General features: G+C 71.4%; 13 protein-coding genes. 11 read left to right on the top strand and 2 right to left on the bottom strand.

Annotated features, from left to right (window positions below; translation table 11 throughout):
• Positions 1 to 25: 25 nt before the first annotated feature.
• A complete protein-coding gene (recO, locus tag FS641_RS02375; RefSeq protein WP_144759296.1) occupies positions 26 to 877 on the top strand; it encodes a DNA repair protein RecO in 852 nt (283 codons plus the stop codon).
• Positions 874 to 1,671, top strand: a complete 798-nt coding sequence (locus FS641_RS02370; RefSeq protein WP_144759293.1) for an isoprenyl transferase — start codon at positions 874 to 876, stop codon at positions 1,669 to 1,671. The genes recO and FS641_RS02370 overlap by 4 nt, the downstream gene beginning before the upstream one ends.
• 92 nt (positions 1,672 to 1,763) lie before the next feature.
• Here FS641_RS02370 and FS641_RS02365 read toward each other — a convergent pair whose 3' ends face one another.
• Positions 1,764 to 2,762, bottom strand: coding sequence for a LysR family transcriptional regulator (locus FS641_RS02365; protein ID WP_144759290.1), 999 nt, complete (start codon positions 2,760 to 2,762; stop codon positions 1,764 to 1,766).
• A gap of 71 nt (positions 2,763 to 2,833) precedes the next feature.
• Between FS641_RS02365 and FS641_RS02360 the strand changes: the two genes are divergently transcribed.
• The 4 genes from FS641_RS02360 to FS641_RS17890 all read left to right on the top strand — a co-directional run bounded on the left by FS641_RS02360 (position 2,834) and on the right by FS641_RS17890 (position 6,253).
• Complete coding sequence (locus FS641_RS02360) at positions 2,834 to 3,859, top strand: aminotransferase class V-fold PLP-dependent enzyme (RefSeq protein WP_144759287.1); 1,026 nt, start codon at positions 2,834 to 2,836, stop codon at positions 3,857 to 3,859.
• 59 nt (positions 3,860 to 3,918) lie between these two features.
• A complete protein-coding gene (locus FS641_RS02355) occupies positions 3,919 to 5,304 on the top strand; it encodes a glycine--tRNA ligase (RefSeq protein WP_144759284.1) in 1,386 nt (461 codons plus the stop codon).
• Positions 5,305 to 5,384: 80 nt separating this feature from the next.
• Complete coding sequence (locus FS641_RS02350; protein WP_144759281.1) at positions 5,385 to 6,107, top strand: DsbA family protein; 723 nt, start codon at positions 5,385 to 5,387, stop codon at positions 6,105 to 6,107.
• Positions 6,104 to 6,253 carry a hypothetical protein gene (locus FS641_RS17890; RefSeq protein WP_186317538.1) on the top strand — a complete coding sequence of 50 codons (150 nt, stop codon included), beginning with the start codon at positions 6,104 to 6,106 and terminating at the stop codon, positions 6,251 to 6,253. The genes FS641_RS02350 and FS641_RS17890 overlap by 4 nt, the downstream gene beginning before the upstream one ends.
• On the opposite strand, the gene FS641_RS02345 is transcribed toward FS641_RS17890, so the two are convergent.
• Positions 6,250 to 6,732, bottom strand: coding sequence for an aminoacyl-tRNA deacylase (locus FS641_RS02345; RefSeq protein ID WP_144759278.1), 483 nt, complete (start codon positions 6,730 to 6,732; stop codon positions 6,250 to 6,252). The genes FS641_RS17890 and FS641_RS02345 overlap by 4 nt on opposite strands.
• A 47-nt stretch (positions 6,733 to 6,779) precedes the next feature.
• On the opposite strand from FS641_RS02345, the gene dusB reads away from it, so the two are divergent.
• The 5 genes from dusB to FS641_RS02320 all read left to right on the top strand — a co-directional run bounded on the left by dusB (position 6,780) and on the right by FS641_RS02320 (position 14,507).
• Entirely contained in the window at positions 6,780 to 7,934 is a 1,155-nt protein-coding gene (gene dusB / locus FS641_RS02340; RefSeq protein ID WP_144759275.1) for a tRNA dihydrouridine synthase DusB, read from the top strand.
• Positions 7,931 to 9,211, top strand: a complete 1,281-nt coding sequence (locus FS641_RS02335) for a deoxyguanosinetriphosphate triphosphohydrolase (protein WP_144759272.1) — start codon at positions 7,931 to 7,933, stop codon at positions 9,209 to 9,211. The genes dusB and FS641_RS02335 overlap by 4 nt, the downstream gene beginning before the upstream one ends.
• A gap of 184 nt (positions 9,212 to 9,395) precedes the next feature.
• Positions 9,396 to 11,303 (top strand): DNA primase, encoded by a 1,908-nt coding sequence (gene dnaG / locus FS641_RS02330; RefSeq protein ID WP_144759269.1) that lies wholly within the window; start codon positions 9,396 to 9,398, stop codon positions 11,301 to 11,303.
• Between the two features lie 401 nt (positions 11,304 to 11,704).
• Positions 11,705 to 13,336 carry an ABC transporter substrate-binding protein gene (locus FS641_RS02325; RefSeq protein WP_186317537.1) on the top strand — a complete coding sequence of 544 codons (1,632 nt, stop codon included), beginning with the start codon at positions 11,705 to 11,707 and terminating at the stop codon, positions 13,334 to 13,336.
• 100 nt (positions 13,337 to 13,436) lie between these two features.
• Entirely contained in the window at positions 13,437 to 14,507 is a 1,071-nt protein-coding gene (locus FS641_RS02320) for an ABC transporter permease (protein ID WP_260855659.1), read from the top strand.
• Positions 14,508 to 14,509: the final 2 nt, after the last annotated feature.

Raw genomic sequence — 14,509 nt, 5'->3', positions numbered from 1 at the left:
CGGCGCACCGGGGGATACTGGGCGCATGCCGCTGTACCGGGACGAGTGTGTCGTGCTCCGCACCCACAAGCTCGGTGAGGCGGACCGCATCGTCACGCTCCTGAGTCGCCAGCACGGCAAGATCCGCGCCGTCGCGAAGGGCGTGCGGCGGACGGCGTCGAAGTTCGGGTCCCGACTCGAACCGTTCATGGTCGTCGACGCGCAGTTCTACGAGGGCCGGTCGCTCGACATCGTCACGCAGGCGGAGTCCCTCGGGTCGTACGGCGCGCAGATCGTCGCGGACTACGGCGCGTACACGGCTGCCAGCGCGATGGTCGAGACGGCGGACCGGCTGAGCGAGGCGGACGCCGGACTCCAGCAGTACCTGCTGCTCGTCGGCGCACTGCGCTCCCTGTCCCGCGGCGAACACTTCCCGAGCGCCACGCTCGACTCGTACCTCCTCCGCGCGATGAGCATCGCCGGGTGGGCGCCGTCGTTCTCGGACTGCGCCGTCACGGGGGAGCCCGGACCACACTCGGCCTTCGTCGTGCAGCTCGGCGGAGTGGTCGCCGACGGAGCCGCGCCACCCGGATCGCCCCGCCTCGACCACACCACGCTGTCGCTCCTCGGCTCGCTGCTGGCGGGGGACTGGGCGACGGTCGACAGCGCCGACGAACGGACGCGCTCCCGGGCGTCCGGCGTGGTCGCGGCCTACGCCCAGTGGCACCTGGAACGATCGCTCAAGTCGCTGCCGCACGTCGACCGGACCGAGCACCCCGCGCCCGTCCCGGCGCACGACGGACCGGTGCACGACAGCGCCGCCGCGACGGCACGGGCGGTCGCCGCGACACCGGCACCGTCCCTCCCCGACGTCCACGAAGGAGCCCCCACCGCATGAGCCCTCGCCGCACCGATGCTCCCGAGCCCTTCCTGCCCGTCGACTGGACCGGCGAGACACCGCCGGCGATCCCGCAGCGGTTCGTCCCCGAGCACGTGGCGATCGTGATGGACGGCAACGGACGTTGGGCCAACGGTCGCGGCCTGACCCGGATCGAGGGGCACAAGGCGGGCGAGGCCTCGCTGCTCGACGTCGTCGCCGGCGGCATCCAGATCGGCGTCGAGCACATCTCGGCGTACGCGTTCTCGACCGAGAACTGGAAGCGCTCCCCGGAAGAGGTCCGGTTCCTGATGGGCTTCAACCGGGACGTGATCCGCCGTCGCCGCGACCAGCTCCACGAGTGGGGCGTGCGCGTCCGCTGGGCTGGACGTCGGCCGCGGCTCTGGCGCAGTGTCATCGAGGAGCTCGAGGCCGCCGAGCGGATGACGGCGGGCAACGACGTGCTCACCCTGACGATGTGCGTCAACTACGGCGGCCGCAACGAGATCACCGACGCTGTCCGGTCCCTCGCCGAGGACGTCGCCGCCGGCCGGTTGAAGCCGAGCCAGGTCACCGAGAAGGCCCTGGCCAAGCGCCTGTACGTGCCCGAGATGCCGGACGTCGACCTCTTCCTGCGGAGCTCGGGAGAGCAGCGGACGAGCAACTTCCTGCTGTGGCAGTCCGCCTACGCCGAGATGGTGTTCCTCGACCGGCTCTGGCCGGACTTCCGCCGCACCGATCTGTGGGGCGCGATCGAGGAGTACGCCCGTCGTGATCGCCGCTACGGCGGGGCCGTGGACGCCCCCACCGCGTAGTCCGGCGCGCCGAGGTCCGACGGCGGGGCGCGACCATGCGACGCAGCCCGGCGGGTCGGCGGCGCGCGACCGTGCGACGCGGAGCGGCGCAGCTACTCCGCCAGCAGCGCCGCCGCCCCGAGCACCGCATCGAGCGTCGCTCGGACACTCGGCACCCGTTCCGCCCCCCGTGCGACGACGACCTCGACGCGCCGGGCCAGGTCGTCGTCCACCGGGTCGATCGTCACCGCGGCGGGGATGACCGTCGTCGCGAGGGCCAGCCGGGGGAGCAGCGCCACCCCGAGCCCCGCCGCGACGAGTCCCACGACCGCGGCGGCGTTGTCGGTCTCGAGCACGATGTCCGGTGTGAACCCGGCCGTCGCGCACGAGGCGAGCAGGTGCCCTCGGCAGCGCGGACAGCCGCCGATCCACCGGGCGTCCCGCAGCGACGCCAGGTCCACGACGGCCCCGGGACCGGCCGCGGCCCCGGGACCGGCCCCGGCACCGGGACCGGTGCCGGCCCTCGACCCGACCACCGCCGGGACCGCGGTCGACGCGCCGGGGTGCGCCGAGCCTCCCGGCCGGACCAGCGCCAGCGGGTCCCGCCCCAGCGCCCGCGTGACGAGCGCCGGATCCGCCACCACCTCGTCACCGACGTACGTGAACGTCAGCGCGACGTCGACCTCGCCGCGCCGGACCAGGTCGAGCGCCTCCGGGGGCTCGACCTCGACGTAGGACGTCGTGACGCCGGGGACGGTCGACGCCATCGACGCCAGCACGGCCGGGACGAGCGTCGACGACGCGCTGGGGAACCCGGCGATCCGGACCCGGCCCCGGGCCAGACCGCCGACGGCGTCGAGGTCCTCGCGGGCAGCTGTCAGGGCCGCCTGCACGTGCAGTGCATGGTCGGCGAGCACCTGGCCGGCCTCGGTCAGGGTCACCCCGCGCGCGCCGCGCAGCACGAGCGCGTGCCCGAGCCGTGTCTCGGCGCGTTGGAGCAGCTGGCTCACCGCTGGCTGGCTGTACCCGAGCTGCGCCGCGGCACTCGTGATCGAGCCGGCGTCGGCGACGGCACGGAGGGTCCGGAGGAGTTGCGGGTCGAGATCGTCCACAACACGATGCTATGGCTCCGCCAACCAAGCTGCCGTGGTGTGATGGGCGCGGACGTCGCACGATCGTGGGCATGGACTCCTTCGTCGACGGCCACGGCTACCTCGCCGCCTGCACCGCCGGGCTCCCCACGCGCGGCACGCTCGCCGCGCAGCGTGCCGACCTCGACGCGTGGGGCACCGGCGCGTCGAGCCCGGTCGGGTACGGCGCGCTCGTCGAGGAGGGGCGCGGCCTGTTCGCGCAGGTCGTCGGGGTCCCCGCCGAACGCGTCGCCACGGGCTCGCAGACCTCGGTGATGACGGCGGTGGTCGCGGCGTCGCTGCCGGACGGCGCCGAGGTCGTCGTCCCGGAGGGCGACTTCAGCTCGATCGTCTTCCCGTTCCTCGCCCAGGCGCACCGCGGGGTCCGCGTCCGGAGCGTCCCGCTCGACGCACTGACGTCGAGTCTCGCGCCCGACACGGCACTCGTCGCGTGGTCGGCCGTGCAGTCCGCGACCGGTGTCGTCGCCGACAGCACCGCCGTGGTCGACGCCGCCCACGCCGTCGGCGCACGGACCCTCTGCGACCTGACGCAGGCGGCCGGTGTCCTGCCGGTCTCCGCCGAGCCCTTCGACGTGACCGTCACGCACGCCTACAAGTGGCTCTGCGCGCCGCGGGGCGTCGCGTTCATGACGCTGTCCGAGGCGGCGCTCGGCTGGCTCCGTCCGGTGCAGGCCGGGTGGTACGCCGGGGCCGACGTCTGGTCCTCCTGCTACGGCCCGGCGATGCGACTCGCCGACGACGCGCGCCGCTTCGACGTGTCCCCGGCGTGGCAGGCCTGGCCCGGAGCGGTCGCCGCGCTGCGGCACATCGCGTCGCTCGACCCGGCGTCGGCCTGGAGGCACGCCACCGGTCTCGCGGACCGGCTGGCGGACCGCCTCGGCGTGGCCCGGCAGTCGCAGGCCGTCATGACGGTGCCCGACCCGTCCGGCGCACAGCTCGCGGCGCTCACCGCGGCCGGCATCACGGCGTCCGGACGGGCCGGGCGGCTGCGGCTCGCGTTCCACCACTGGAACGACGAGTCGGACGTCGACGCGGTGGCCGCCGTGCTCGCCCGTTAGTCTTGCCGGGTACGTTTCCCGCCCCGGGCACCCAGCTCGGCGACACTACGGAGTTCTCCTTGGCTCAGCCCACCCGTCTCGACTCGGTCATCGCCCTCGCCAAAGGCCGCGGGTTCGTCTTCCAGTCGGGTGAGATCTACGGAGGATCCCGTTCCGCCTGGGACTACGGGCCCCTCGGCGTCGAACTGAAGGAGAACATCAAGCGCCAGTGGTGGCAGCGGTTCGTCCGCGGTCGCGGCGACATGGTGGGCCTCGACTCCGCCGTCATCCTGCCCCGGAAGGTGTGGGAGGCGTCCGGCCACGTGGCGACGTTCACCGACCCGCTGGTCGAGTGCCTGCACTGCCACCACCGCTACCGCGAGGACCACCTCATCGAGTCGTTCGAGGCGAAGAAGGGCCGCGCGCCCGAGGGCGGCATGGCCGAGATCGCCTGCGCGAACTGCGGCACCCGCGGCCAGTGGACCGAGCCCCGTGAGTTCTCCGGCATGCTGAAGACCTACCTCGGCCCGGTCGAGTCCGAGGAGGGCCTGAACTTCCTCCGCCCGGAGACCGCGCAGGGCATCTTCACCGACTTCGCGCAGGTCGTCACCACCAGCCGCATGAAGCCCCCGTTCGGCATCGGTCAGGTCGGCAAGGCGTTCCGCAACGAGATCACCCCCGGCAACTTCATCTTCCGCACCCGCGAGTTCGAGCAGATGGAGATCGAGTACTTCGTCCCGCCGGCCACCGCGGGGGAGCACTACGAGCAGTGGATCGCCGACTCGGTCGCCTGGTACACCGACCTCGGCATCGACCCCGAGAACCTCCGCCGGTTCGACGTGCCGGACGGGGAGCGTGCGCACTACTCGGACGCCACCGCCGACATCGAGTACCGGTTCGGGTTCCAGGGCTCGGAGTGGGGCGAGCTCATGGGCGTCGCGAACCGCACCGACTTCGACCTGCAGAACCACATCACGGCCTCCGGCAAGGACCTGCGGTACTTCGACCAGGCCGCCAACGAGAAGTACGTGCCGTACGTCATCGAGCCGTCGTTCGGTCTGACCCGCGCGCTGATGGCGTTCCTCATCGACGCCTACCACGAGGACGAGGCCCCGAACGCGAAGGGTGGCGTCGACAAGCGCACCGTGCTCCGGCTCGACCCGCGGCTGGCCCCGGTCAAGGCCGCCGTCCTGCCGCTGTCCCGCAACGAGCAGCTGTCGCCCGTCGCCCGAGGCCTCGCCGACGACCTCCGCCAGGTCTGGAACGTGGACTTCGACGACGCGGGTGCGATCGGCCGCCGCTACCGCCGTCACGACGAGATCGGCACGCCGTTCTGCATCACGGTCGACTTCGACACGCTCGAGGACCGCGCGGTCACCGTGCGCGAGCGCGACTCGATGAGCCAGGAGCGCGTGTCGCTCGACCGGCTGCAGGGGTACCTGGCCGAGCGCCTGCTCGGCGCGTAGCCCCCGGCGCGCGGCCGGTGCGCGGCGGCACGGGGAACCGTGCACCGGAATACGCGCACCGCGCCGGCGTTGTCGTCAGCATGAGCAACGACTCCGTGAAGGTCGACGTCTGGTCCGACATCGCGTGCCCCTGGTGTTACATCGGCAAGCGCAAGTTCGAGGCGGGCGTGGCAGCCTTCGGTTCACCCGTCGAGGTCGAGTACCACTCGTTCGAGCTGAGCCCGGACACCCCCGTGGACTTCGAGGGCACCGAGGCCGAGTTCCTCTCCCGGCACAAGGGCCTGCCGGTGCAGCAGGCCCAGCAGATGATCGACCAGGTCGCGGGCATCGCGGGCTCGGTCGGGCTCCACTACGACTACGACGCGCTCCGCCACACCAACACGGTCAAGGCCCACCAGGTCATCCACCTCGCCAAGCAGCACGGCAAGCAGCTCGAGATGGTCGAGCGGCTCTTCACCGCGTACTTCGAGCGCGGCGAACACGTCGGGCAGGACGAGTCGCTGGCGTCCCTGGCGGCGGAGGTCGGCCTCGACCGCGACGAGGTCCTCGCCACGCTCCGCGACGACGCCAAGCTGGCCGACGTCCGGGCCGACCAGGCGCAGGCTCAGGCATACGGCATCAACGGGGTGCCGTTCTTCGTGATCGACGGCAAGTACGGCGTCTCCGGCGCCCAGGACCCGGCGGCGTTCGAGCAGGTGCTCCGGCAGGTCGTCGCGCTGCGCGAGTCGACACCGGCGGAGGTCGCCGAGGCGGCCGCACGGGCCGCGGACGACGCGAGCGCGGACGTGGAGGCGACCCGATGACGGACCTCGACGTGCGCGCACAGGCCGCACCGAGCCTCCAGGCCGTGCCGGGGCTGCAGCCGCTGCTGGCGGACGCCGTCGTGTGCGAGGGCGACTCGTGCTTCGTGCCCGGCGCCGAGGGGGACTGGTCGGAGGTCCCGGACTAGCGCTGCGGTTCCTCGTCGGTGATGTCGGCCACGGTCGCGCCGTAGGCGGCGATGAGGTCGTCCGCATCGACGAACGCGCTCGCACCGTGGCGTCCGGCGCCGAGGGCGACCCGACGGCCGACGATGCGCTCGTCGGCGAACACCGGCAGGTCCCCGGTGGCGCCGATGGGCGTGATCGTGCCGCGTTCGTAGCCGGTCGCCTGGAGCGCGGTGGCGGCGTCGGGCATCGACAGCTTGTTGACGCCGACGACCGCGCGGAGCTTCTTCCACGCGATGCTGCGGCCGCCGGGGACGAGCGCGAGGACGAAGTCGCCGTCGTGCCGTTTCACGACGAGGGTCTTGACGACGTCGCCCGGGGTGATGCCGAGCAGGTCGGCGGCCCCGGCCAGGGAGTCCGCTGCCGGGCGCTCGACCACCTCGACCCGGAGGCCTCGGGCTGCTGCGTCGGCGTCGAATCGGGCGATGGCGTCGGTCGTCATGGGGAGAACGCTACCGGCGCGCGCCGACGTGGGAGAATGGAGCCCGTATGACCATCACTCAAGCTCCCCGGAAGCCCCTGCGCATCGGCCCGATCGAGGTCGACGTGCCCGTCGTGCTCGCGCCGATGGCGGGCATCACGAACATGGCGTACCGCCGGCTCTGCCGCGAGTACGGCGCCGGCCTGTACGTGTGCGAGATGATCACGTCCCGCGCCCTCGTGGAGCGGACGCCGGTCTCGATGCAGCTCATCCAGCACCACGAGTCCGAGACCCCGCGGTCGATCCAGCTGTACGGCGTCGAGCCGAACACCGTGGCCGAGGCCGCCACGATCCTCGTCGCCGAGGACCGCGCCGACCACATCGACCTCAACTTCGGGTGCCCGGTGCCGAAGGTCACGCGCAAGGGCGGTGGCGCCGCGCTCCCGTGGAAGCTCGACCTCTTCCGCGAGCTCGTGACCAAGACCGTGCGCGCCGCTGGTGACGTCCCCGTCACGGTCAAGATGCGCAAGGGCATCGACGCCGACCACCTCACCTACCTCGACGCCGCCCGCATCGCGCGGGACGCCGGCGTCGCCGCGGTCTCGCTGCACGCCCGCACCGCGAACGAGCACTACTCCGGCCACGCCGACTGGTCGGCGATCGCCACGCTGAAGGAGACGATCACCGACATCCCGGTGCTCGGCAACGGTGACATCTGGTCCGCCGCGGACGCGCTCCGGATGGTCGACGAGACCGGGGCCGACGGCGTCGTCGTCGGACGTGGCTGCCTCGGTCGGCCGTGGTTGTTCGGCGACCTCGCTGCGGCGTTCCGCGGCGAGGGACTGCGGTACATGCCGACCCTCGGGGAGGTCGCTGCCGGCTTCCGTCGGCACGCCGAGCTCCTGGTCGAGTTCTTCGGATCGGAAGAGCACGGCTGCCGCGACGTCCGGAAGCACGTCGCCTGGTACTTCAAGGGGTACCCGATCGGTGGCGACGTGCGCTCCGGCCTCGCGATGGCGTCGAGCCTGCAGGAGATCGACGACCTGCTCGGGCAGCTCGACGCCGCGGCGCCGTACCCGGGCGCCGACGCCGAGGGTCCCCGCGGTCGTGCCGGTCACCCGAAGCGCACGGCGCTGCCCGACCGCTGGCTCGAGAGCCGTGACGTCGACTCCGAGTTCCGCAAGGTCCTCGCCGCCGCCGAGCTGCACCACAGCGGCGGATGAGCGCCACGAGCTCGTACGGGCCGGCCGACGCGGACCGCTGGCTGCCCGAGGAACACGGCAACCGCCGCAGTGACTTCGCCCGCGACCGCGCACGCCTGCTGCACTCGAGTGCCCTCCGTCGCCTGGCCGCGAAGACCCAGGTCCTCAGTCCGACGACCGGTCTCGACTTCGCCCGGAACCGCCTGACGCACTCGCTCGAGGTCGCCCAGGTCGGCCGCGAGCTCGCCGACTCGCTGGGGCTCGACCCGGACGTGGTGGACACGGCGTGCCTCGCCCACGACATCGGGCACCCGCCGTTCGGCCACAACGGGGAGACCGCCGTCAACGCGTGGGCCGCGGACATCGGCGGGTTCGAGGGGAACGCACAGACCCTGCGGCTCCTGACCCGCCTGGAACCGAAGGTGTACGGCGACGACGGCCGGGCGTACGGGCTCAACCTCACCCGCGCCTCGCTCGACGCGTCGTGCAAGTACCCGTGGCCGGCGTCCCAGGGCGTCGGCGAGGCGTCCTCCGGGCGCACCAAGTTCGGGTTCTACGACGACGACCACGACGCGTTCGAGTGGCTCCGCGCCGGGGCACCCCGCCGACAGCGCTGCATCGAGGCGCAGGTGATGGACCTCTCCGACGACATCGCGTACTCCGTGCACGACTTCGAGGACGCCGTCGTCGCGGGCTTCATCGACGTCGCGGCGCTGGGGGACCGCGTCGGTGAGAACGACATCGTCTCCGCCATGCACGCCTGGGTCGGCGACGACCTCAGCCGCGACGAACTGCTCGAGGCGTTCGACCGGCTGCGGTCGCTGCCGTTGTGGATGACGTCCTACGACGGCTCACGGCAGGACGCCGCACGGCTGAAGAACCTCACGTCGCAGCTCATCGGCCGCTTCGCCAGGACCGCCACGAGCGCCACCCGGCAGGCGTACGCGTCCGGGTCGCTCGTCCGGTTCGCCGCGTCGGTCGTCACCCCACCGGAGATCATCGGCGAGATCGCCGTGCTCAAGGGCATCGTGGCCGCGTTCGTGATGACCCAGGGCGATCGACAGCCGGTGTACGAGGACCAGCGTCGCCTGCTCACGGAGCTGCTCGACGCCGTCGCCGCGCGCGAGGACGCCGCACTCGAGCCGGGGTTCGCCGCGGACTGGCGGTCTGCGGGCGACGACGACGGGCGACTCCGTGCAGTGGTCGACCAGGTCGCCAGCCTGACCGACCAGGGAGCCCTGGCGTGGCACCGGCGCCTGGTCGTCGGCGAGCGGGAAGCGGTGCACATCGCGGTCTGAGCGGCCGGGGACGTCGGCGCGGTCCGGGCCGGCGGTCTGGCCTGGCTCTTGGTCGGGCGGCACGGTCGCGGCCGTCGGTCGGCCGGATCGTTGGTCGGGCGGCACGGTCTGGGCCGTCGGTCGGCCGGATCGCTGGTCGGGCGGCACGGTCTGGGCCGTCGGCGCCGCGAACTAAGATCGTCGTGTGGCTGGACTCATCGCGCGGAACGACATCGACGAGGTCCGCGCACGCGTGAACATCGCCGACGTCGTCGGTGACTTCGTCACGCTCAAGTCCGCCGGGGTCGGGTCGTTGAAGGGGCTCTGCCCGTTCCACGACGAGCGCTCCCCGTCGTTCCACGTCCGACCCCAGGTGGGCCGGTACCACTGCTTCGGGTGCGGCGAGGACGGCGACGTCTTCAGCTTCATCATGAAGCAGGACCACACCACCTTCTCCGAAGCGGTCGAGCGGATGGCCGCCAAGATCGGCTTCACGCTCCACTACGAGGAGGGCGACGGGCCGCGTACCGACTACAACACCCGCGCGCGGCTGATCGCCGCGAACGAGGCAGCGCAGCAGTTCTACGTCGCGCAGCTCACCACGCCGCAGGCCGACCCCGCGCGCCGGTTCCTGGGGGAGCGCGGGTTCGACCCCGCGGCCGCGCAGCACTTCGGTGTCGGGTTCGCGCCGAAGTCGTACGACGCGCTCAAGGACCACCTCACGGGTCGGGGCTTCACGATGGAGGAGATCGTCTCCGCCGGACTCGTCAGCCAGGGGGACCGCTCACCGTACGACCGGTTCCGCGGCCGCCTCATGTGGCCGATCCGCGACGTCACCGGTGCCACGATCGGGTTCGGCGCCCGACGGCTGCTCGAGGACGACAAGGGCCCGAAGTACCTCAACACCCCCGAGACGCCGATCTACCACAAGAGCCAGGTGCTCTACGGGCTCGACCTCGCCCGGCGGGACATCGCGAAGCAGAAGCAGGTCGTGATCGTCGAGGGCTACACCGATGTGATGGCCTGCCACCTCGCCGGGGTGACCACCGCGGTCGCCACGTGTGGCACGTCGTTCGGCGTCGACCACATCAAGGTCCTCCGTCCGATGCTCGGGGACGTCAGCGGTGCCGACCCGAACGCCAACGGCGAGGTCGTCTTCACCTTCGACCCCGACGAGGCCGGTCAGCGTGCGGCGTCCCGGGCGTTCGCCGAGGAGCAGCGCTTCGCCGCGCAGACGTTCGTCGCCGTCGCTCCCGGTGGACTCGACCCCTGCGACCTGCGGCTCGCCCGCGGGGACGACGCCATCCGCCGACTCGTCACGAACAAGCGGCCGATGTTCGAGTTCATGATCCGTCGGACGCTCGACGGCCACGACCTCGAGACGGTCGAGGGCCGCGTGGCCGCGCTCCGCTCGGCGGCGCCCGTGCTCGCCGGCATCCGTGACCGCTCCCTGACGCAGGGCTACGTCCGCGAGCTCGCCGGGTGGCTCGGCATGGAGATGGGCGACGTCCGCCGTGCGGTCGAGGGCGCCAGGTCCCGGGCGTCCGCGGACCACGGCCGCGGTGCGGTCCCGGTCGGCCAGGCCGGTCCAGGAGGACAGATGGTGGCGCCGCTCGACGAGCCCGTCGCCGGCATCCGGTCGCTGCCGAACGACCCGATCACCCGGATGGAGCGCGACGCGGTGATGGCGATGGTGCAGCAGCCCACCTCCGTCGGGGCGCCGCTCCTCGGCCTCGCGGCCGCGGCGACGTTCTCCGCGCCGATGCTGGCCGTCGTCCGGGACGCCGTCGTGGCGAACGTCGACGCCCTCGGCCGGTCCGACTGGCTCGACCGCCTGACCGCCGACGTGCCCGCGCCGGTCCGGGGCCTGGTGTCCGAGCTCGCCCTCGCGCCGATCCCCGCGCGGAACGACGAGGACCTCGCGATCTACTGCCGTGGCATCGTCGTGGCCCTGGTGGAGCGGGACCTGCTCGCGCGCAAGGCGTCCCTCCTCGGGCAGCTGCAGCGTGCCGACCCGAACGGCGACCCCGAGCGGCGTGGGGACATCCAGCGGCAGCTCGTCGACATCGACGCGCAGCGCATGCGGCTCCGCGCCGACGCTGAGGCGTCCTGACCCGACCGTCGGAACCGCAGGCGGGCGCGACACCTCGTCAGGTGCCGCCGAACGGTCACAGACCGTCGTCCGGGCGCCGCGGGAGCGACGGCTCGTGCCCACTCGGCATCCGCACGCGGGGTGTCACGACCCGTCCGGGCCCCTGACGGCCAGCACGACGCCGCGCGACCCCGCGCACGCAAGTGTTGCGGCACGCAACGTTCGTGTGCGGCGCGCCGCTGGGCACGAGCGCATCTTGCGGCACGCGCACCACTCCTGCGTTACAGCGGTGTAAACAAATCGGCCCCGCCGCGCGGACTTCCGTGGCATGGTGTCTCTCAATGAACAGCCCGGACCGGCACACAGCGGTTCCACCCGCCGGCACCGGGGTTCCTGCAACCACCACCAGAGAGGCATCGGACATGGCATCCATGTTCCACAAGCGCACGGCCACGTGGGGCAAGCGCACCATCGCGCTCGGCGCCGGAGCAGCAGCGACGGCGCTGGTGCTCACGGGCTGCGCCGGCGGCAGCGGCTCGACGACCGACCTGAACGGCCTGATCATCGGCACGACCGACTCGATCACGTCGCTCGACCCGGCCGGCTCGTACGACAACGGCTCCTTCGCCGTGCAGAACCAGGTCTTCCCGTTCCTGATGAACACCCCCGTCGGCAGCCCCGACGTCAAGCCGGACATCGCCACGAAGGGCGAGTTCACCGACCCGACGACGTACACGGTGACGCTCAAGAAGGGTCTGGAGTTCGCGAACGGCCACAAGCTCGACTCCAGCGACGTGAAGTTCTCGTTCGAGCGTGAGCTCAAGATCAACAACGAGAACGGCCCGCAGTCCCTGCTCGCCAACCTCAAGAGCATCGACACGCCGAACGCGACCACCGTGGTGTTCAACCTCGACCACGCCGACCAGACCTGGCCGCAGGTGCTCTCGAGCCCCGCCGGTCCGATCGTCGACGAGCAGGTCTTCTCCGCCGACAAGCTCACCCCCGCCGCGGACATCGTCAAGGGCAAGGCCTTCGCCGGGCAGTACGAGATCACCTCGTACAAGGAGAACCAGCTCATCCAGTACAAGGCCAACCCGAAGTACGACGGGCTGCTCGGCAAGGCGAAGACCGACGAGGTGACGGCCAACTACTACACCAAGGAGACCGACCTCAAGCTCGCCGTGCAGAAGGGCGACGTCGACGTGGCGTACCGCTCGCTGACGCCGACCGACATCGCCTCGCTCCGCAAGGACAGCAAGCTCACGGTCACCGACGGCCCCGGCGGCGAGATCCGCTACCTCGTCTTCAACTTCAAGTCGCAGCCCTTCGGCACCGGCCAGTCCGACGCGAGCGACACGAAGGCCCTCGCTGTGCGGCAGGCCGTGGCGGACGTCGTCGACCGTGACGCGCTCGCCAAGGAGGTCTACAACAACACGTACACGCCGCTGTACTCGATGGTGCCGGACGGCCTCACCGGTGCGTCGACGCCGTTCAAGTCGATGTACGGCAACGGCAGCGGGGCTCCGGACGTCGACAAGGCGAAGAAGACCCTGGCGGACGCCGGCGTCGACGGCAAGGTGCAGCTCGACATCCAGTACGCGCCGGACCACTACGGCTCGGCCTCGGACGACGAGTACGCGCTCCTCAAGACGCAGCTCGAGAAGTCGGGCCTGTTCACCGTGAACATCCAGTCGACGGTCTACACGACCTACGCCCAGGAGCGCACGAAGGACTCGTACCCGGAGTACCAGCTCGGGTGGTTCCCGGACTTCTCGGACGCCGACAACTACCTGTCGCCGTTCTTCACGAAGGACAACTTCGTGCAGAACCACTACGACGACCCGACGATCCAGGACCTCATCGCGAAGGAGCAGGCCGAGTCCGACCCGTCCAAGCGCGCTGACCTGATCGAGCAGGCCCAGGAGCGCGAGGCGACGCAGATCTCGACGCTGCCGCTCCTGCAGGGCAAGTCCGTGGCGGTCGCCTCGAAGGACGTCAAGGGCCTCAAGCTCGACGCGTCGTTCAAGTTCCGCTACGCCACGCTGAGCAAGTAAGCACCACCCCGGAGGGGGCGTTCCGACACCGGAACGCCCCCTTCTCGGCCGCACAGCCCCGAAAGGCACCCACCCAGTGACCCTCACGACCCCAGAGGCGATCGACACCGAGCCCACGAAGCCGGCGGCACAGCGCAGTGCCAAGTCCGGCGGTGGCCTCGGCCGGTACGTCCTCATCCGGTTCCTCCTCATCTTCCCGACCGTCTTCATCCTGGTGACGCTCGTGTTCTTCCTGATGCGCATCATCGGGAACCCGATCGTCGCGTCGGTCGGCGGCCGGTTGACCCAGGCGCAGCTGCAGGAACGCCTGCACGCCGCCGGGTACGACCGCCCGGTGATCGTCCAGTACCTCGAGTACCTCGGGAACATCGCCCGCGGCGACTTCGGCACGACGGCCACGGACCACCGACCGATCACCGAGATCATCGTCACGTACGGCGGTGCCACCGCGGAGCTCGTCTTCTACGCGCTCATTGTCGCGCTCGTCCTGGGCATCCCGCTCGGCATGCTCGCCGCGTACCTCCGCGACAAGTGGCCGGACGTGCTGCTCCGGGCACTCGCGATCCTGACCTACGCCACGCCGGTGTTCTTCGGCGGTCTGCTGATGAAGCTCGTCTTCTCGGTCTGGCTCGGGTGGCTGCCGCTCGGCGACCGGGCATCGACGCGCGTCGAGCTCGCACTCGACCAGGTCCCCGGCGCGACCGGCATCTACATCATCGACGCGCTCCGCACCGGCAACGGGCAGATCATCGGCGACGTGCTGCTGCACGCCGTCCTGCCGGCCCTGACCCTGGGCCTCCTCACCGCGGGCATCTTCCTCCGCCTGGTGCGGGCGAACATGATCGGCTCGCTCGGCTCCGAGTACGTCGACGCGGCCCGCTCGCGCGGTGTCCGGGAGTCGCGGCTCGTCCGCACCCACGCGTTCCGTCCCGCTCTCGTGCCGATCATCACCGTGATGGGCTTGCAGATCGCGATGCTCCTCGGCGGGTCCGTCCTCACCGAGACCACCTTCGGGTGGCGCGGCCTCGGCTTCGAGCTGAACCAGTACCTGTCGGCCCGTGACTTCGTCGCGGTGCAGGGCATCGTCGCGATCCTCGCGGTGATCGTCGCCGTGACCAACTTCGTCGTCGACGTCGTCGCGGCCCTGATCGACCCGAGAGTGAGGTTCTGACG

Source organism: Curtobacterium sp. 9128, from assembly GCF_007673775.1.
Classification (GTDB): domain Bacteria; phylum Actinomycetota; class Actinomycetes; order Actinomycetales; family Microbacteriaceae; genus Curtobacterium.
This window is presented reverse-complemented; position numbering and strand designations above follow the sequence as displayed.

Excerpts from the sequence above, each read along its gene's own strand:
- FS641_RS02345 (WP_144759278.1), bottom strand. The coding sequence starts at position 6,732 with ATGACGACCGACGCCATCGCCCGATTCGACGCCGACGCAGCAGCCCGA.
- FS641_RS02360 (WP_144759287.1), top strand. The coding sequence starts at position 2,834 with ATGGACTCCTTCGTCGACGGCCACGGCTACCTCGCCGCCTGCACCGCC.
- recO (WP_144759296.1), top strand. The coding sequence starts at position 26 with ATGCCGCTGTACCGGGACGAGTGTGTCGTGCTCCGCACCCACAAGCTC.
- FS641_RS02325 (WP_186317537.1), top strand. The coding sequence starts at position 11,705 with ATGGCATCCATGTTCCACAAGCGCACGGCCACGTGGGGCAAGCGCACC.
- FS641_RS02350 (WP_144759281.1), top strand. The coding sequence starts at position 5,385 with ATGAGCAACGACTCCGTGAAGGTCGACGTCTGGTCCGACATCGCGTGC.
- FS641_RS02335 (WP_144759272.1), top strand. The coding sequence starts at position 7,931 with ATGAGCGCCACGAGCTCGTACGGGCCGGCCGACGCGGACCGCTGGCTG.
- dusB (WP_144759275.1), top strand. The coding sequence starts at position 6,780 with ATGACCATCACTCAAGCTCCCCGGAAGCCCCTGCGCATCGGCCCGATC.
- FS641_RS17890 (WP_186317538.1), top strand. The coding sequence starts at position 6,104 with ATGACGGACCTCGACGTGCGCGCACAGGCCGCACCGAGCCTCCAGGCC.
- FS641_RS02370 (WP_144759293.1), top strand. The coding sequence starts at position 874 with ATGAGCCCTCGCCGCACCGATGCTCCCGAGCCCTTCCTGCCCGTCGAC.